This window comes from Serratia sp. SCBI (genome assembly GCF_000747565.1).
Lineage (GTDB): Bacteria > Pseudomonadota > Gammaproteobacteria > Enterobacterales > Enterobacteriaceae > Serratia > Serratia ureilytica.
On sequence record NZ_CP003424.1, the window covers coordinates 916,139 to 933,661 of the forward strand.

Consider the following 17,523-nt stretch of genomic DNA (forward strand, 5'->3'; position numbering starts at 1 on the left):
CGGATGACCTATCAGCTGAATTTCTCCGCGCTCTGGCCCTACATGCCTGAGCTGTTGGCGGGGTTACTGACGACGATGGCGCTGACGGCGCTGGCGACGTTGATGGGGGTTGCGCTGGGCATTTGCGGCGCGGCGATCCGCAGCGGCCGGGCCGGCGCGCTGAGCCGCCTTTGGGGCATTTACGTCGAAGTGGTGCGCAACACGCCGTTCGTCGTGCAGTTGTTCTTCATCGTGTTCGGCCTGCCGAGCCTGGGCTGGAAACTGACGGCCGGGCAGGCGGCGCTTCTGGCGATGGTGATCAACCTTGGCGCCTACAGCACCGAAATTATTCGCGCCGGCATTCAGGTCACGCCGAAGGGGCAGTGGGAAGCGGGGCGCGTGTTGGGGCTCAGCCGCAGCCAGACCTTTTTACGCATCGTACTGCCGCCGTCGCTGCAGCGTATTTATCCGGCGTTGGTGAGCCAGTGCATCATCGTGATGCTGGGTTCCTCGGTGGTGTCGCAGATCTCGTTCGAAGAGCTGACCTTCGCCGCCAACCTGATCCAGTCGCGCACCTTCCTCAGCTTTGAAGTCTATCTGGTGACGGCGCTGCTTTATCTGTTGTTGTCGTTGTTGATTCGTCAACTGTTGCTGGCCGCCGGGCGGCGTTTTTTAGGGAGCAGGAACTGATGCTGACGTTTACCGATTGGGACATCGTGCGCAATCTGCTGTTGGCGGCTCGCTGGACGCTGCTGCTGTCGTTGACGGCATTTTTCGGCGGCACGCTGGTGGCGCTGCCGCTGGTGTTGATGCGCCTGAGCAAGCGCCGCTGGGCAATGCGTTTTGTCCGCGTTTACGCTGAACTGTTTCAGGGCACGCCGCTGCTGATGCAGCTGTTTTTGGCGTTTTTCGGTCTGGCGCTGTTCGGCGTCGACGTCAGCCCATGGACCGCGGCCGCACTGGCGCTGACGCTATTCACCAGCGCTTTTCTGGTGGATATCTGGTCCGGCAGCATCGCCGCCTTGCCGAAAGGTCAGTGGGAGGCAGCCCGTTGTCTCGGGCTGAGTTTCACGCAGACGCTGATGCGCGTCATCACGCCGCAGGCGGTGCGTATCGCCATTGCGCCGACCGTTGGTTTCTCGGTTCAGGTGATCAAGGGCACCGCCTTGGCGTCGATCATTGGCTTCGTCGAGCTGACCAAGGCCGGCACCATGCTGAACAATGTGACTTATCAGCCCTTCAAAGTGTTTGGTCTGGTCGCGTTGGGCTATTTCCTGATGTGCTATCCCTTGTCGCGTTACAGCCATTATCTGGAGAAGAAATGCCATGCCGATCATCACCATTAATCAGGTTCAAAAATATTACGGTCAGAATCATGTGTTGAAGGGCGTGGATCTGGATATCGACATGGGGCAGGTGGTCTCGATCATCGGCCGCAGCGGGTCTGGTAAAAGCACGCTATTGCGCTGCATCAACGGGCTGGAAGGGTATCAGGAAGGGAGCATCAAACTGGGCGGCATGACCATCACCGATCGCGATTCGCAGGCGCGTGAAATCAGCCGCTCGATTGGCATGGTGTTTCAGAACTTCAACCTGTTCCCGCATATGACGGCGCTGGAAAACGTGATGCTGGCGCCGCGCCGGGTGCTGAAAAAAAGCGCTGCCGAGTGCCGCGAGTTGGCCGAACAGATGCTGAACAAGGTGGGGTTGGGTGAGCGCATGCATTACGCGCCGGCCAACCTTTCCGGCGGGCAACAGCAGCGGGTGGCGATCGCCCGGGCGCTGGCGATGAAACCGAAGGTGTTGCTGTGCGATGAGATCACCTCGGCGCTGGATCCCGAGCTGGTGGGTGAAGTCCTGAAGGTGCTGGAACAGTTGGCGCGAGAGGGCATGACGCTGATTCTGGTCACTCATGAAATGAGCTTCGCCCGCGAGGTGGGCGACCGGGTGGTATTTATGCACCAGGGCAAGGTGTGGGAGCAGGGAAATAGCCGCACGCTGTTCGCCAATCCGCAAACCCAGGAATTGAAACAGTTTATCGCTTCTGTGCGCGGGTTGTCAGAAGCCTGATTTCGGCAAATAAAATGACAAGTTATTAAGCTGGTAAGGAAATAACATGCTAACTACTCCGCAGTTCGAACAGATTAACCCGCCGGCGCGCCTGCTGATGGGGCCGGGGCCGATCAACGCCGATCCGCGCGTGCTGCGCGCCATGTCGAGCCAACTGATCGGCCAGTACGATCCGGCAATGACCGGTTACATGAATCAGGTCATGGCGCTGTATCGCGCGCTGTTCCGCACCGAAAACCGCTGGACGATGCTGGTGGACGGCACCTCGCGCGCCGGCATCGAGGCGCTGCTGGTTTCCGCCATTCGTCCGGGCGATAAGGTGCTGGTGCCGGTATTCGGCCGCTTCGGACATCTGCTGTGCGAAATTGCCCGCCGTTGTCGCGCCGAGGTACACACGATCGACGCGCCGTGGGGCGAGGTGTTCAGCGCCGATCGCATCGAAGACGCGATTAAGCGGGTGCGCCCGCGCCTGCTGCTGACGGTGCAGGGCGACACGTCCACCACCATGCTGCAGCCGCTGCATGAGCTGGGCGATATCTGCCGCCGCCACGGCGTGCTGTTCTATACCGATGCGACGGCGTCCTTTGGCGGCAACCCGCTGGAGACCGACGCCTGGGGGCTGGATGCGGTCTCCGCCGGGCTGCAGAAGTGCCTGGGCGGCCCTTCCGGCAGTTCGCCGGTCACCCTCAGCCCGCAGTTTGAAGAGATCGTGCGCCGTCGCAAATGCGTGGAGGAGGGGATCCGCACCGCCGAACATGCCGACGGCGACGACGAGATGATCTACTCCAACTATTTCGACCTCGGCATGATCATGGATTATTGGGGGCCGGAACGCCTGAATCACCATACCGAAGCCACCAGCATGTTGTTCGCGGCGCGAGAATGCGCGCGGGTGATCCTCGAGGAAGGGCTGGATCAGGCCATTGCCCGCCACCGGCTGCACGGCGCGGCGATGCTGGCGGGCATCCAAGGCATGGGGCTGGCGGTGTTCGGCGATCTCGAGCACCGCATGAATAACGTGCTCGGCGTGATGATCCCGCCGCAGGTGCACGGCGAGCAGGTGCGGCAGATGATGCTGAACGATTTCGCTATCGAAATCGGCACCTCGTTCGGCCCGCTGCAGGGCAAGATCTGGCGCATCGGCACCATGGGCTACAACGCGCGCAAAGATTGCGTGCTGCAAACGCTGGCGGCGCTGGAGGCGGTGTTGAACCGGTTGGGCTTCGCCACGCAACAGGGGGAGGCCCTCCAGGCGGCCTGGAACCTGTACGATGCAGGACGGCCAGAATGACGCCGCAGGAGGCGCAGCAGGCCGCCGCGCGGGTGATGGCGCGCTGTGACGAGCTGGCGGCGATCAGCGCGGAGCCCGGTAAACTGACGCGTCTTTATCTGTCTGCGGAACATCGGCGCGCCAACGTTCTGGTGGGCGAATGGATGCGCGAGAGCGGCATGCGGGTGTGGCAAGACAGCGTCGGCAATATCTGTGGCCGTTATGAAGGGCTAACGCCCGGCGCCCCCGCGCTGCTGCTCGGTTCGCATCTGGACACGGTGCGCAACGCCGGGCGCTATGACGGCATGCTCGGCGTGCTCACGGCGCTGGAAACGGTGGCGCAATACCATCGCCAGGGGCGCCGTTTGCCGCTGGCGCTGGAGGTGATCGGCTTTGCCGACGAAGAGGGCGCTCGCTTTGGCGTGACGTTGCTGGGCAGCCGCGGCTTGACCGGCCAATGGCCGCAGGAATGGCTGGCGCAGACTGACGCGGACGGGGTGAGCATCGCGCAGGCCATGCGCGACTTCGGACTGGAGCCGACGGCGATCGCGCAGGCGCGCCGCGCGCCGCAGGAAATCCGCGCTTATCTGGAATTGCATATCGAACAGGGCCCATGTCTGGAGGCGGCCGACCTGGCGCTGGGGGTGGTGACGGCGATCAACGGCGCGCGTCGGCTTAACTGCGTCTTTAGCGGAGAAGCGGGCCATGCTGGTACGGTGCCGATGGGGCAGCGCAAAGACGCGCTGGCGGCCGCGGCGGAATGGATAACGGCGGTTGAAACGTTGACCCGCGCCGCCGATCCGCATCTGGTGGCCACCGTCGGCTGCATCGAGAGCCTGCCGGGCGCGGCCAACGTGATCCCGGGCGAAGTGCGATTGACGCTCGACGTGCGCGGCCCGCAGGATGCGCCACTGGCGGCGCTGTTGGCGACGTTGCTGGCGCAGGCGCAGACGATCTGCGCACGCCGTGGAGCGCGCTTCGCCAGCGAGGAGTTTTACCGCATTGACGCCACCGCCTGCGATAGCGATCTGCAGCGCCGCTGGCAGGCAGCCGTCGAGCAGGTACAGGGGCAGAGTCTGGCGCTGCCGAGCGGCGCCGGTCATGACGCCATCGCCGTGGCGGCGCAATGGCCGGTCGGCATGCTGTTCGTGCGTTGCGCCGGCGGCGTCAGCCATCATCCGGCTGAAGCGGTGCGGCAGGCTGACGTAGCGCTGGCGATCCAGGCCTATTGCCTGACGATCGCCGGCTGGGAGCTAAGATGAGGGTATGAGACTTCCTAAGATGACGCGTTACGACGATAGAAGCTCAGGGCGATGGCCAATCCGGCCAGCAGTCCGGCGCAGGTGCGGTTTAGCCAGCGCAGAGTGCGGCCGGAAAATATACGCATAGCATGGTGGCCGCCAAGCGCGTAGAGACTCATCAGAGCGATATCGATCAGGGCGGTCACCAAAGCGAGAATCACGTATTGCAGCGCTACGTCGCCCGCTGGCTGGATGAACTGCGGCAGAAAGGCGGAAAAGAACAGCAGTCCTTTGGGATTGGAGAGTGCGACCAGCAGCGAGCGCATAAACGCGGCGCGGCCGTTGCGGGCGCCGGGCATCGCGTTCTGTGCTGCCTGCGGGGTGCCAAGCGGCGCGCGCCACAGTTGGCAGGCTAGATAGAACAAATAAGCGGCGCCGGCCCATTTGACCAGCGTGAAAAGCAGTTCGGAAGCTTGCAGTATTGCCCCTAAGCCGCAGCCGACGGCACCGATCAACAGCAGGTCGGACAGCGCCGCACCGGCAATGCCGCAGGCGGCGACGCGTTTGCCTTTGGTTGCGCCGTTATTGAGCGCCAACAGCATGGTTGGGCCCGGCGTAATGGTGACCGCCGCGACGGCCACGATATAGAGCAAGAGTGTCGTCATATCCATATCACTTCTCCTTGCGTTATCGGCTAAGGTGCCGGGAATTCAGTCAAGACGCAGAAAGCTGTCGGCATCGCGCCAGGCCGGGAAGGCGCTGCGGTAACTCTGCAGGGTTTCCAGCGACAGCTCGGCGTCCAGCCGCGCGGCTGCGCCGGGCTCGGCATCCGCCAGGATCTCGCCCTGCGGGCTGATGATCAGGCTGTCTCCGCTGTAGTTCAGGCCGTTCGGATCATCGCCCACCCGGTTGCAGCCCGCCACATACACCTGATTTTCAATCGCCCGCGCCGCCAGCAGCGTTTGCCAATGGCGGCTGCGCGGCGCCGGCCAGTTGGCGACGTACAGCGCCAGATCGTAATCCTGCTGATAGCGCGCCCAGACCGGGAAACGCAGGTCGTAGCAGATCTGCGGCAGAATGCGCCAGCCGCGCCACTCGACGATTTCGCGCCGGTTGCCGGCCTGATAGTGCAGGTGTTCGCCGGCCATGCGGAACAGATGGCGTTTATCATAGGCATGCACCTGGCCGCCCGGCTCCACCAGCAGGAAGCGATTGACCGCGCCTTCGGCGGTTTTCAGCGCCACGCTGCCGCCGATCAACGCGTGGCTTTTCACCGCCCAGCCGTGCAGCCAGTCGATCACCTGCTGTTCGGGCAGGGCGCTCTCGCCGGCATCCATGGCAAAACCGGTGGTGAACATTTCCGGCAAGACGATGAGATCGCGCCCGACGATCGGCGCCAGCAACGCGTCGAAGGCGGCCAGGTTAGCGAGGCCGTCGCGCCAGACCAGCGGTTGCTGCAACAGGGTAATTTTTAAAGTCGACATAACCGCTCCGCAGCTGCATCCAGCGTGGCGTCCTGTTTAGCGAAGCACAGCCGGATCAATTTATGGGGGAAAGGATCGGTACAGAAGACCGACAGCGGAATGGCCGCCACGCCCACGTGCTCGGTTAACCAATGGCAGAACGCCACATCGTCCAGATCGGAGATGGCGCTGTAGTCCGCCAGCAAGAAGTATGTACCGGCGCAGGGTAAAATTTCCAGTCGGCTGCTCGCCAGCGCTTGCACGAAGCGGTCGCGCTTGGCGCGGTAGAATGCCGGCAACTGTCGCCAGTGCTCCGGCTCGGCGCGCAGGCTATCCGCCAGCGCCAGCTGCGCCGGGGTGTTGACCGAGAAGGTCAGGTATTGATGCACCTTGCGCACCTCGGCGCTCAGCGCGGCGGGCGCCACGCAGTAACCCACTTTCCAGCCGGTCATGTGGAAGGTTTTACCGAAGGAGGACACTGCGATCGCCCGTTGGCGCAATTGTGGGTGGGCCAACACGCTGGCGTGCCCGCCTTTGGCGAAGCAGATGTGTTCGTAGACTTCGTCGCTGAGCACGTAGATCTCGCGCTCGGCGATGGCGTGCCACAGCTGCTGCATGTCTTCCGCCTGCCAGGCGGTGGCGGACGGGTTGTGCGGCGTATTGACGATCACCAGACGGGTGCGCGGCGACAGCGCGGCGGCGAACCGTTGCCAATCCACGGCAAATGCGGGCGGCTGCAGGGCGAGGCGTTTGAGTACGCCGCCGGCCAGCGTCACCGCCGGCGCGTAGCTGTCGTAGCTCGGATCGAAACAGACCACCTCATCGCCGGGGCGCACCAGCGCGGTGATGGCGGCGAACAGCGCTTCGGTGGCACCGGCGGTGACGGTCACTTCGCTGCCGGCATCCGGCTGCCAGCCATACAGCTCGGCGGTTTTGTCGGCGATGGCTTCGCGCAGCGCCGCCACGCCGGTCATTGGCGCATATTGGTTGGCGCCCTGGGCGACGTGCCAGGCCAGGCGTGCTTTCAGGTAGTCCGGCCCGTCAAAATCAGGGAAGCCCTGCGACAGGTTGATCGCCTGATGCTGCTGCGCCAGCGCGCTCATCTGGGTGAAGATGGTGGTGCCCAGGGCAGGCAGTTTACTGTCGGGAATCAATGCGGAAGTGCTCATAGCAGGTGAATACTCCAGGCGCTTATATTGCCGTCAATATAACACGATGCTAGTATTTGGCAATCAAGACGCTTAGATGGCTAAATGCGAAAAAGTGCTTAGCCTGTCGCGCAGCCGGCTAAGCCTCACCTGCTGACCGCTATACCGAACGGGAAACGATAACAATGACGGAGAATCCGCAACTTACCGCATTACTGGCGGCCTGCCACTGGATTGGCGACAAAGGCTGGTGTCCGGCGACCGGCGGCAACATGTCGCTGCGCCTCGACGAACGCCAGTGCCTGGTCACCGAGTCCGGCAAAGACAAAGGGAGTCTGAGCGCCGCCGATTTTCTGCGGGTGGATATCGCTGACAATCACGTGCCGAGCGGCCGTACGCCATCGGCGGAAACCGGGCTGCATACGCTGCTCTATCGCTTGTACCCGCACCTTGGCGCGGTGTTGCATACCCATTCCGTCAACGCCACCGTGTTGTCGCGGGTGGAACGCGGCGATGCGTTGGTGCTGCAGGGGTACGAAATGCAAAAGTCGCTCGCCGGTCAGCGCAGCCACCTGGACAGCGTGGCGATCCCTATTTTCGATAACGATCAGGACATTCCCCGGCTGGCGTCGCGCGTCGCGGCCTATGCCGAGGTCACGCCGCTGCAGTACGGTTTTCTGGTGCGCGGCCACGGTCTCTATTGCTGGGGAAGCCAGGTGGCGGAAGCCCGCCGCCATCTCGAAGGGCTGGAATTCCTGTTCCAGTGTGAACTGCAACGTCGCTTGCTGGAGGCGAAATGATCCGCGCTATCGTAACCGATATTGAAGGCACCACCAGCGATATTCGCTTCGTGCATCAGGTGCTGTTTCCCTATGCCCGCGAGCGGCTGGCGGAATTTGTACGCCGTCACGCCACGGAGAGCGAAGTCGCCGCGCCGTTGGCGGCGCTGCGCGCTGAAATAGACCAGCCGCAGGCGGATCTCGATGCGCTGATCGCCGCGCTGTATCGCTTTATGGATGAAGATCGCAAATCCACCGCGCTCAAGGCGCTGCAGGGCATCATCTGGCGCAGCGGCTATCGCGAGGGCGACTTCCGCGGACATCTTTATCCGGAGGTCGCCGGGCAGTTGGCTGCCTGGCAGCGCCAGGGGCTGAAGCTTTACGTTTATTCTTCCGGTTCGGTGGAGGCGCAAAAGCTGCTGTTCGGCCACAGCGACGCCGGCGATCTGCAGCCGCTGTTCAGCGGCTATTTCGACACCCGCGTCGGCGCCAAGCGTGAAACCGCGTCGTACCGCAACATCGCGCAGGCTATCGGCATCGCGCCCGACGAACTGCTGTTCCTGTCCGATATTCACCAGGAGCTGGACGCCGCGCAGGCCGCCGGCTGGCATACCTGCCAGCTGATCCGCGATGAGGCGGACGCACAGAGCCGGCATCCGCAGGTCAGCCGTTTTGATCACATCGATTTAGGGGAGTTTGTCTCATGAGTGGATTGACCATTTTCAGTGATACAGCACCGCAGCAGCCGCTGTGGCAGAGCCGCGACGCGCAGGAAATCCAGCGCCAGCTGGCGCAGATCGGCGTGCGCTTTGAGCGTTGGCAGGCGGATCGCGAGTTGGGCGACAACCCGCAGCCGGAGGCGGTGATCGCCGCCTACCAGCATGAGATCGACCGGCTGGTGGCGGAAAAGGGCTACCAGAGTTGGGACGTGATCAGCATGCGGCCGGACCACGAGCAGCGTCAGGCGCTGCGCGAAAAATTCCTGTCCGAACATACGCACGGCGAGGATGAAGTGCGCTTTTTCGTTGAAGGGGCGGGGCTGTTTTGCCTGCATCTGGACGGCAAGATCTTCCAGATCCTGTGCGAAAAGAACGATCTGATCTCGGTGCCGGCTAACACCCGTCACTGGTTCGATATGGGCTCGGCGCCGCACTTTACCGCGATCCGGGTATTTGACAACCCGGAAGGCTGGGTGGCGCATTTCACCGGCGACACGATCGCCGATGCCTATCCGCGTCTGGACTGATCGTCAACCGGCGGGCGTTAACCCAGCGCCCGCTGGAAAATCCCCGCTTCAACCTGCTGCGGCGTGATCACGCCGCTGTCGAACACCCACCCGCTGATAAGCTTGGCCGGCGTGACGTCGAACGCCGGATTGCAGACCGGCGCATCGGCCGGCGCCCACTGGCAGGCGCCGAAGCTGCCTGAAACGCCGGTGACTTCGGCCGCCGCGCGTTGCTCGATCGGGATGGCGGCGCCGTCCGGACAGTGCGGATCGTGGGTGGTATGCGGGGCAGCCACATAGAATGGAATGCCATGGTAGTGCGCCAGCACCGCCAGGCTGTAGGTGCCAATCTTGTTGGCGACGTCGCCGTTGGCGGCGATGCGATCCGCGCCGACCCACACCGCATCGACCTGGCCCTGCGCCATCAGGCTGGCGGCCATCGAATCGCAGATCAGACGATAGGGAATGCCCAGCTCGCCCAGTTCCCAGGCGGTCAGACGGCCGCCCTGCAGCAGCGGCCGGGTTTCATCAACCCATACCTGTTGCACTTTGCCCTGCTGGTGGGCGCGCAGCAGCACGCCGATGGCGGTGCCGACGCCGGCGGTGGCCAACCCGCCGGTATTGCAGTGGGTCAGCAGGCGGCTGCCGGGCTTGATCAGACCAGCGCCGTGATCGGCGATGCGATCGCACAGCCGGCGATCTTCCTCCACCAGCCGCAGCGCTTCGTTCACCATCGCCGGCGCCCAGTCCGGCTCCGCCAGCGCCAGCTTCATGCGATCCAGATTGTTCATCAGGTTAACCGCCGTCGGGCGGGCGGCGCGTAGCGTGTGCAGCGCCTGTTCCAGCTCGGCGCGCGGCACACCGCGTTCCGCCAGCAGCGCCAACAGCAGGCTGGCGGACAGCCCGATCAGCGGCGCGCCGCGCACCCGCAGGCTGTGAATGTGCCCGACCAACTCCTCCACGCTGTCGCAGGCGCGCCACCGCTTTTCCTGCGGCAGGGCTTGCTGATCGAGGATCCAAAGGCGGTTGTCCCGCAGGGTCAAACTGGTGGTGTTAAGCGCTTGCATCGGCGGTTAATTCCTTGTTGCGAGGTTATTGCATCTGAAACGCTATTCTGCCAACATGACTTCCAGATGTATAGACGTCCAAATGCTTTTACGTCTAAATAAACAGAATCGCTGGGGGCAGCGAGAGAGAACAGAGGGGTTGGGGAATGTCGCTTTATCGTACGTTTACGGCTGCCGATGCCGTTGAATACGCCCGCCAATACGGGCAGGTGGCCGATCCGCAAGCGCTGGTGAGCGCCGACGAGATCGGCGACGGCAACCTGAACCTGGTGTTCAAGATCCGCGATCGCGAAGGCGTGAGCCGGGTGATCGTCAAACAGGCGTTGCCGTACGTGCGCTGCGTGGGCGAATCCTGGCCGCTGACGCTGGATCGGGCGCGCATCGAAGCGGAAACGCTGTTGATCCACGGCGGTTTCTGCCCGCGACATACGGTAAAAATCCTGCACCACGATCCCGAGTTGGCGGTGATGGTGCAAGAAGATCTCTCCGATCATCGCATCTGGCGCAGCGAACTGGTGCAGGGGAACTATCATCCGCTGGCGGCCGGTCAGCTGGCGGAATACCTGGCGCAGACGCTGTTCCACACCTCCGATTTTTATCAGTCGGCGCAGCAGAAAAAAGCGGAAGTCAGCCGCTTCACCAACCCCGAGCTGTGCCAGATCACCGAAGATCTGTTCTTTACCGATCCCTATATCGACCATGAGCGCAATCAGTTCGAGGCGGCGCTGTTGCCGCAGGTGCAGGCGCTGCGTGAGGATGCGCCGCTGAAGCTGGCGGTCGCCGGCCTGAAACACCGCTTTCTCAGCAAGGCGGAGGCGTTGTTGCACGGGGATATCCACAGCGGTTCAATTTTCGTGGCGGAAGGGCGATTGAAAGCGATCGACGCTGAATTCGGTTTCTACGGCCCGATCGGTTTCGATGTCGGCACTGCGTTAGGCAATCTGCTGCTCAACTATTGCGGCCAGCCTGGGCTGTTCGGGCCGCGCGACGCCGCCGCCGGGCGCGAGCAGCGTCTGCAGGATGTGCGCGAGCTGTGGCTGATCTTTGCCGATCGTTTCCTGGCGCTGTGCCATCAGCAAAGCCGTGATGCGGCGCTGGCGACGCCGGGTTACGCCGAGCAGTTCCTGCAGCAGGTCTGGACTGATGCGGTAGGGTACTGCGGCACAGAGCTGATTCGGCGCACTATCGGCCTGGCGCACGTCGCCGATCTGGACAGCATCGCCGACGCCGACATGCGCCTCGACTGTCAGCGTCATGCGCTGGGTTTGGGGCGCACGCTGATCGTCAATGCGCCGCAGATCGAGCATATCGACGCGCTGTTGGCGCGCATTCGTCAGCAAGGCTGAAGAGCCCGACAGTAATGAGGCAAACCCGGCTGCGGTCCGGGTTTTTTTTTAATAACTTATTGGCATCAGTAACAGAATAGATTAAATTTTTTTTAACTAAAAAGGTATTTTCACTCGCTTCTTATTTGTAAATTTAATTATATTTTATGACCGTTGGTTACATGTCTTTAATATTAACGCCATCCATAAGGACAGTGCTTATTTATCTGGATTTCATGACGGTAATTAAAATAAAAAAACGCCATCCGTTCTTTTTTTGATCGTTTTATTGTGGGAGTGGGAAGATGAAAAAAGACTTTTTATCGATAAAAACTATCACGTCGCCGTTACTTTTTTAGGAAATGGGATAGCTCATGCTTGGGTTTGAATAAAGCAGCGGGTTGATTATCTCAATATTACCCCCTAGATTATTCGAGTGTCGGGCAATCGTAAATAAATAACGCAAGGTTATTAACTATAAGTAACCTTTGGCCTCACTTTGTCTGATTATTTCTATCGAGATCGGAGTGCTCCATGCAATTAACGCCAAGAGAAATCGAAAAACTGATGGTCTATACCCTGGCTGACGTCGCATTAAAACGAAAATCCAGAGGGATAAAGCTTAATTATCCCGAGGCGGTGGCCATTATTACCACCGCGGCGCTGGAGGGCGCCCGCGAGGGAAAAACGCTGGAAGAAGTCATGAACGACACGCGGCAGGTTTTGAGCCGCGATGACGTCATGGACGGCGTGGCGGACTTGATCCCGCATGTGCAGGTCGAGGCGATATTCAGCGACGGCAGCCGCCTGGTGACGGTGCACGATCCTATTCAATAAACGCCGATGGCCTTCCTGAATCCCATGGACGAATCTTATCAGCACAGGTATTCCGATGAAAAAGCATGACAAAGAAAAGCACGTGCCGCCAGGCGGCTATATCCTGTCCGAAAGTCCCATCACCTTCAATGAAGATCGCGAGACGGTTATTTTAACGGTGCGCAACACCGGCGACAGGCCTATTCAGGTCGGCTCACACTTTCATTTCTTCGAAGCCAACAAAGCGCTGCAGTTCGATCGCGCCGCCGCCTTTGGCAAACGGTTAAATATCACCGCCACGACGGCGATCCGTTTTGAACCCGGCGATGAAATCGAGGTGGCGCTTATTGCCATCGGCGGCAAGCAAACGGTTTATGGTTTTAATAATCTGGTGGACGGTTGGGCGGGCGACAGCCCGGTAGCCGCCGGTGAAAGAGTAAAGAAAACTATAGATGTAAAGCGAGCTATTGAGCTGGGTTATAAAAACCGCGATCAGGCGCCCATCAAGACGGACGAGGAATAAAGCATGCCAACGATCTCCAGGCAGGAATATGCCGGGCTGTTCGGCCCGACCACCGGCGATAAAATTCGCTTGGGCGATACGCAACTGTTTATTGAAATAGAAAAAGATCTGCGCGGTTACGGTGAGGAATCGGTCTACGGCGGCGGTAAGTCGCTGCGCGACGGCATGGGCGCCGATAACCGATTAACCAGCGACAATGTGTTGGATCTGGTCATTACCAATGTGACCATTCTGGACGCCCGGCAAGGGGTGATCAAGGCGGACGTCGGCATTAAAAACGGCCTGATCGCCGGCATTGGCAAAAGCGGCAACCCGGCGATGATGAACGGCGTCACGCCCGGCATGGTGGTGGGCGTCAGCACCGACGCCATCTCGGGCGAACACCTGATCCTGACCGCCGCCGGCATCGATACGCACATTCATTTCATTTCGCCGCAGCAGGCCGCACATGCGCTCTCCAACGGCGTGACGACCTTCTTCGGCGGCGGCGTCGGGCCGACCGACGGTTCCAACGGCACCACGGTGACCGCCGGGCCCTGGCATATCCACCGCATGCTGCGCGCCTTCGAGAACATGCCGGTCAACGTGGGAATGCTCGGCAAGGGGCACGCTTCGCACGCTGCGCCGCTGGTCGAACAAATCGCCGCCGGCGTGGCCGGGCTGAAGGTGCATGAGGACTGGGGCGCCACCAACTCCGCGCTGCGCCACGCGCTGAGGGTGGCCGACGACATGGATATTCAGGTGGCGGTGCATACCGACAGCCTGAACGAGGGCGGCTACGTCGAGGACACCATCGACGCCTTCGAAGGGCGCACTATCCACACCTTCCACACCGAAGGCGCCGGCGGCGGGCACTCGCCGGATATCATCAAGGTTGCCGCGCAGATGAACGTCTTGCCGAGCTCCACCAACCCCACGCTGCCGTTCGGCATCAACAGTCAGGCCGAACTGTTCGACATGATCATGGTGTGCCACAACCTCAACCCCAATGTGCCGGCCGACGTGGCGTTTTCCGAAAGCCGGGTGCGGCCGGAAACCATCGCCGCGGAAAACGTGCTGCACGACATGGGCGTGCTGTCGATGTTTTCCAGCGACTCCCAGGCGATGGGGCGGGTTGGCGAAAACTGGCTGCGGGTGATGCAGACGGCGCACGCGATGAAAGCCGCGCGCGGCAAGCTGCCGGAAGATGCGGCGGAACACGATAACTTCCGCGTGCTGCGCTACGTGGCGAAGATCACCATCAACCCGGCGATCGCGCAGGGCATCAGCCACGTGCTGGGTTCGGTCGAGGTCGGCAAGATGGCCGATCTGGTGCTGTGGGAGCCGCGCTTCTTCGGCGCCAAGCCGAAGCTGGTGATCAAGGGCGGGATGATTAACTGGGCGGTGATGGGCGATCCCAACGCGTCGTTGCCGACGCCGCAGCCCACGTTCTACCGACCGATGTTCGGCGCCATGGGCAAATCGCTGCAGGAAACCTGCGTCACCTTCGTCTCCGGCGCGGCGTTGCATGACGGCATCAAAGAGAAACTGGGGCTGGAGCGGCAGGTGATGGCAGTGCATAACTGCCGCGCGATCTCCAAGCAGGACATGGTGCGCAACGCGGAAACGCCGCATATCGAGGTGGACCCCGAAACCTTCGCCGTCAAGGTCAACGGCGAACACGCCACGGTGAAACCGATCGCCACCGCCGTGCTTAATCAACGCTACTTTTTCAGCTAGGAACCGCCGCTCATGATCGTGATTGAAAAGATACTCGGCAATATCAAACGGGATGCCGACTGGCGTGAGCGCTTGCAACACGCCTCGCTGGACGTGCTGGCGCTCTCGCAGTGGGAGGCGCAGAAAAGCCGCTGCCGCAAAACCACCCGCGACGGCCAGGACCTCGGTATTTCCCTCGATCGTCACCAGGTGCTGGCCGACGGCGATGTGCTGCTCTGGGACGAAGCGAACCGTAGCGCGGTGCTGGTGCAGATGAACCTGCGCGATGTGATGGTAATCCATCTTGAGTCGCTGCTGGCGACCGATATAGCGACGGTGCTGAAGACCGCGTTCGAACTGGGGCATGCGCTGGGCAATCAGCACTGGAAATCGGTCATCAAAGGGAATCGCATCTTTATTCCGCTGACGGTGGCGACCAAGGTGATGGATTCGGTGATGAAAACCCACGGCTTTCATGCGCTGCCTTATTCGTTCGTGAAGGGCGAAAGCATTTTGCCGCATCTGACCCAGCCCGAAGCGCGCCTGCTGTTCGGCGGCGCGGAGGATTCCGCGACCCATGTGCATGTTGACAGCCCATTCCTCGGTCAGCATGTGATCAAATTGAAATGAACGCTGTTCAGCTGATTCGTATCCTGCAGTTTGCCGACTCGGTGCTGCCGGTGGGGGCGTTTGCCTTTTCCAATGGCGTCGAGTCGGCGATCCAGGCCGGCATCGTGCGCGATGTCGACACGCTGAAATCGTTCACCCGCACCGCTTTGCAACAGGCGGCGGGCGGCGACGGCCGGGCGGTCGCGGCGGCCTGCCGGGCGCTGCAGGGGGGCGATCGCGAGGCGGTTATCGGGCACGACTGGGCGCTGTTCAACCGCAAGCTGAATGAAGAAGGCCGCAGCATGGTGGTGAGGATGGGAAAGAAGCTGGCGGAAATGACGGCGGCCATCTGTGATGAGCCCCAGGTGGTCTGGTGGCTTGAGCAGATCAAAACCGGCCGCGCCGCCGGCACCTATCCGGTGACGCAGGCGGTAGTGATGACGGCGCTGGGCGCGGGGCCGCGCGAGGTGGCGGTGATGCATCAGTACGGCGTGGCGATGACCATTCTCAGCGCCGCCATGCGCCTGATGCGCGTCACCCATATCGACACCCAACGCATCCTGTTTCAACTCAACCGGGACATCGACGTTTTTTGTGACGAAGCCGAACGCGGCGGCGTTGAACAAATGGCCTCTTACGCGCCGGTGACCGACGTCCTGGCCGCGCTGCACGTCGGCGCATTTACCCGACTGTTCAGCAACTAATGATAAAGGAACGAGCAGAGTGAAGAAAATTACCCGCATTGGCATCGGCGGCCCGGTAGGCTCGGGCAAGACCGCGATTATCGAAGTCATTACGCCGCGTCTGATCGAACGGGGCATCAGCCCGTTAATCATCACCAACGACATCGTCACTACCGAAGACGCCAAACAGGTCAAGCGCACGCTCAAGGGGATCCTCGACGAGGAGAAAATTCTGGGCGTGGAAACCGGCGCCTGCCCGCATACCGCGGTGCGCGAGGATCCGAGCATGAATATCGCCGCGGTGGAGGAGATGGAGGCCCGTTTCCCGGACAGCGACGTGGTGATGATCGAGAGCGGCGGCGATAACCTGACGTTGACCTTCAGCCCGGCGCTGGCGGACTTTTACATCTACGTTATCGACGTCGCCGAAGGGGAAAAGATCCCGCGCAAAAACGGCCCGGGCCTGGTTCAGGCCGACATCCTGGTGATCAACAAAATCGATTTGGCGCCGTACGTCGGCGCCAGCCTGGCGGTGATGGAACACGATACGCGCGTGGTGCGCGGCGAGCGGCCTTATATCCTCACCAACTGCAAAACCGGCGAAGGCATCGACGAACTGGTGGACATGATCATGCGTGATTTCCTGTTCACCCACGCGCCGTCGGCGGCGTTATGACGGCCGTCAGCGAAGCGGCGAGGCGCGTGGCGCAACTCGGCGCCGACGCGCCGGAGTTGGCCGCCTACCAGGACGAACCGCCGCAGATGGCCAGCGGCGGCGTGGGCAAAACCGGCTATCTGCGGCTGGGGTTCGCGCTGAACGGGCATCGCAGCGTGCTGCGGCAAATGGAGCGGCGCGTGCCATTTCTGGTGCAGCGGGCGCTGTATTGGGACGAGGCGCTGCCGCAGATGCCGTGCGTATTCGTCATCTCCACCTCGGGCTGCATCTTGCAGGGCGATCGCCTGACGCTCGAGGTGCAGGTCGCCCCCCGGGCCTGCGGGCATGTCACCACTCAATCGGCGACCAAGATCCACGCCATGGAAAATAACTACGCGGCGCAGATGCAGACGCTGACGCTCGAAGAGGGCAGCTATCTGGAGATGATGCCCGATCCGGTGATCCCTCACTGCGGCTCGCGCTTCATTACCGATACCCGCATTACGCTGCACCCCACGGCGACGCTGCTCTATGGCGAGATCCTGATGTCGGGGCGCAAGCACCATCAGGCGGATCGCGGTTTCAGATTCGACGTTTACTCTTCGCGCATCAGCGCCTGTCGCCCCGAGGGCAACATGCTGTTTGTCGAGCGCTATGTGCTGGAACCGCATAAACACCCGCTGAACGGGGTCGGCGTGATGGGGCCGTTCGATGTGTTCGGCAATGTGATCCTGCTGACGCCGCCCGAGCATCATCAGCGGATCCTCGATCGCATCGCGCCCCGCTATGACGAGGCTGAGGGGATCGCCAGCGGCGTCAGCCGGTTGCCCAATGAGTGCGGGCTGATCTTTAAGGCTTTGGGCAAAGAGGCGCGCCAGGTGAAGGCGGCGATTCGCGCTTTCTGGCGCGTCGCCCGGGAGGAAATCCTGGGCGTGACGCTGCCCGAGCCTTTTATCTGGCGCTAGTCTGCAG

20 protein-coding genes are annotated in these 17,523 nt (G+C 61.6%); 16 read left to right on the top strand and 4 right to left on the bottom strand.

From position 1 onward, the window contains the following. Positions 1-3: 3 nt before the first annotated feature. From SERRSCBI_RS04150 to hpxK, 5 genes are read left to right on the top strand one after another with little or no spacing between them, the layout of a single operon-like run. The gene (locus tag SERRSCBI_RS04150; protein ID WP_042783725.1) at positions 4-669 is read left to right on the top strand and encodes an amino acid ABC transporter permease; all 666 of its coding nucleotides are present in this window, start codon (positions 4-6) and stop codon (positions 667-669) included. After that, positions 669-1,325 carry an amino acid ABC transporter permease gene (locus SERRSCBI_RS04155; RefSeq protein WP_033641953.1) on the top strand — a complete coding sequence of 219 codons (657 nt, stop codon included), beginning with the start codon at positions 669-671 and terminating at the stop codon, positions 1,323-1,325. The genes SERRSCBI_RS04150 and SERRSCBI_RS04155 overlap by 1 nt, the downstream gene beginning before the upstream one ends. Then, the gene (locus tag SERRSCBI_RS04160) at positions 1,306-2,049 is read left to right on the top strand and encodes an amino acid ABC transporter ATP-binding protein (protein ID WP_033641954.1); all 744 of its coding nucleotides are present in this window, start codon (positions 1,306-1,308) and stop codon (positions 2,047-2,049) included. Before SERRSCBI_RS04155 ends, SERRSCBI_RS04160 begins: the two co-directional genes overlap by 20 nt. 46 nt (positions 2,050-2,095) lie before the next feature. After that, positions 2,096-3,340 carry an alanine--glyoxylate aminotransferase family protein gene (locus SERRSCBI_RS04165; protein ID WP_033641955.1) on the top strand — a complete coding sequence of 415 codons (1,245 nt, stop codon included), beginning with the start codon at positions 2,096-2,098 and terminating at the stop codon, positions 3,338-3,340. After that, positions 3,337-4,581 carry an allantoate amidohydrolase gene (gene hpxK / locus SERRSCBI_RS04170; RefSeq protein WP_042783726.1) on the top strand — a complete coding sequence of 415 codons (1,245 nt, stop codon included), beginning with the start codon at positions 3,337-3,339 and terminating at the stop codon, positions 4,579-4,581. The genes SERRSCBI_RS04165 and hpxK overlap by 4 nt, the downstream gene beginning before the upstream one ends. A gap of 14 nt (positions 4,582-4,595) precedes the next feature. Here hpxK and SERRSCBI_RS04175 read toward each other — a convergent pair whose 3' ends face one another. The 3 genes from SERRSCBI_RS04175 to SERRSCBI_RS04185 are packed head-to-tail and all read right to left on the bottom strand — an operon-like array spanning position 4,596 to position 7,192. Then, positions 4,596-5,231, bottom strand: a complete 636-nt coding sequence (locus SERRSCBI_RS04175) for a LysE family translocator (RefSeq protein ID WP_042783727.1) — start codon at positions 5,229-5,231, stop codon at positions 4,596-4,598. A 39-nt stretch (positions 5,232-5,270) separates the two neighbouring features. Next, positions 5,271-6,044 carry an amidohydrolase gene (locus SERRSCBI_RS04180; RefSeq protein ID WP_033641957.1) on the bottom strand — a complete coding sequence of 258 codons (774 nt, stop codon included), beginning with the start codon at positions 6,042-6,044 and terminating at the stop codon, positions 5,271-5,273. Continuing rightward, positions 6,032-7,192, bottom strand: a complete 1,161-nt coding sequence (locus SERRSCBI_RS04185; RefSeq protein ID WP_042783728.1) for a pyridoxal phosphate-dependent aminotransferase — start codon at positions 7,190-7,192, stop codon at positions 6,032-6,034. The genes SERRSCBI_RS04180 and SERRSCBI_RS04185 overlap by 13 nt, the downstream gene beginning before the upstream one ends. A 164-nt stretch (positions 7,193-7,356) precedes the next feature. Here SERRSCBI_RS04185 and SERRSCBI_RS04190 point away from each other — a divergent pair, with 164 nt between their 5' ends. The 3 genes from SERRSCBI_RS04190 to SERRSCBI_RS04200 are packed head-to-tail and all read left to right on the top strand — an operon-like array spanning position 7,357 to position 9,196. After that, complete coding sequence (locus tag SERRSCBI_RS04190) at positions 7,357-7,971, top strand: methylthioribulose 1-phosphate dehydratase (RefSeq protein WP_015376724.1); 615 nt, start codon at positions 7,357-7,359, stop codon at positions 7,969-7,971. Beyond that, positions 7,968-8,657 carry an acireductone synthase gene (gene mtnC, locus SERRSCBI_RS04195; RefSeq protein ID WP_042783729.1) on the top strand — a complete coding sequence of 230 codons (690 nt, stop codon included), beginning with the start codon at positions 7,968-7,970 and terminating at the stop codon, positions 8,655-8,657. Before SERRSCBI_RS04190 ends, mtnC begins: the two co-directional genes overlap by 4 nt. After that, positions 8,654-9,196, top strand: coding sequence for an acireductone dioxygenase (locus SERRSCBI_RS04200; protein ID WP_033641961.1), 543 nt, complete (start codon positions 8,654-8,656; stop codon positions 9,194-9,196). Before mtnC ends, SERRSCBI_RS04200 begins: the two co-directional genes overlap by 4 nt. A gap of 17 nt (positions 9,197-9,213) precedes the next feature. Here SERRSCBI_RS04200 and mtnA read toward each other — a convergent pair whose 3' ends face one another. Continuing rightward, complete coding sequence (gene mtnA, locus SERRSCBI_RS04205) at positions 9,214-10,242, bottom strand: S-methyl-5-thioribose-1-phosphate isomerase (RefSeq protein ID WP_042783730.1); 1,029 nt, start codon at positions 10,240-10,242, stop codon at positions 9,214-9,216. Between the two features lie 146 nt (positions 10,243-10,388). Between mtnA and mtnK the strand changes: the two genes are divergently transcribed. The 8 genes from mtnK (at position 10,389) to SERRSCBI_RS04245 (ending at position 17,516) form a co-directional block, all read left to right on the top strand. Next, positions 10,389-11,588, top strand: a complete 1,200-nt coding sequence (gene mtnK, locus SERRSCBI_RS04210) for an S-methyl-5-thioribose kinase (protein WP_042783731.1) — start codon at positions 10,389-10,391, stop codon at positions 11,586-11,588. A gap of 513 nt (positions 11,589-12,101) precedes the next feature. Beyond that, the gene (locus tag SERRSCBI_RS04215) at positions 12,102-12,404 is read left to right on the top strand and encodes an urease subunit gamma (RefSeq protein WP_025160087.1); all 303 of its coding nucleotides are present in this window, start codon (positions 12,102-12,104) and stop codon (positions 12,402-12,404) included. Positions 12,405-12,459: 55 nt separating this feature from the next. Beyond that, positions 12,460-12,906 (top strand): urease subunit beta, encoded by a 447-nt coding sequence (locus tag SERRSCBI_RS04220; RefSeq protein WP_033641965.1) that lies wholly within the window; start codon positions 12,460-12,462, stop codon positions 12,904-12,906. Between the two features lie 3 nt (positions 12,907-12,909). After that, positions 12,910-14,625, top strand: coding sequence for an urease subunit alpha (locus SERRSCBI_RS04225; protein WP_042783732.1), 1,716 nt, complete (start codon positions 12,910-12,912; stop codon positions 14,623-14,625). A 12-nt stretch (positions 14,626-14,637) separates the two neighbouring features. Further along, positions 14,638-15,234: an urease accessory protein UreE gene (gene ureE / locus SERRSCBI_RS04230; protein ID WP_042783733.1), complete on the top strand. Its 597-nt coding sequence runs from the start codon at positions 14,638-14,640 to the stop codon at positions 15,232-15,234. Further along, entirely contained in the window at positions 15,231-15,917 is a 687-nt protein-coding gene (locus SERRSCBI_RS04235) for an urease accessory protein UreF (protein WP_042783734.1), read from the top strand. Before ureE ends, SERRSCBI_RS04235 begins: the two co-directional genes overlap by 4 nt. A 19-nt stretch (positions 15,918-15,936) precedes the next feature. After that, entirely contained in the window at positions 15,937-16,572 is a 636-nt protein-coding gene (ureG, locus tag SERRSCBI_RS04240) for an urease accessory protein UreG (protein ID WP_033651013.1), read from the top strand. Beyond that, a complete protein-coding gene (locus SERRSCBI_RS04245) occupies positions 16,569-17,516 on the top strand; it encodes an urease accessory protein UreD (RefSeq protein ID WP_042783735.1) in 948 nt (315 codons plus the stop codon). Before ureG ends, SERRSCBI_RS04245 begins: the two co-directional genes overlap by 4 nt. The last annotated feature ends 7 nt before the right edge of the window (positions 17,517-17,523 follow it).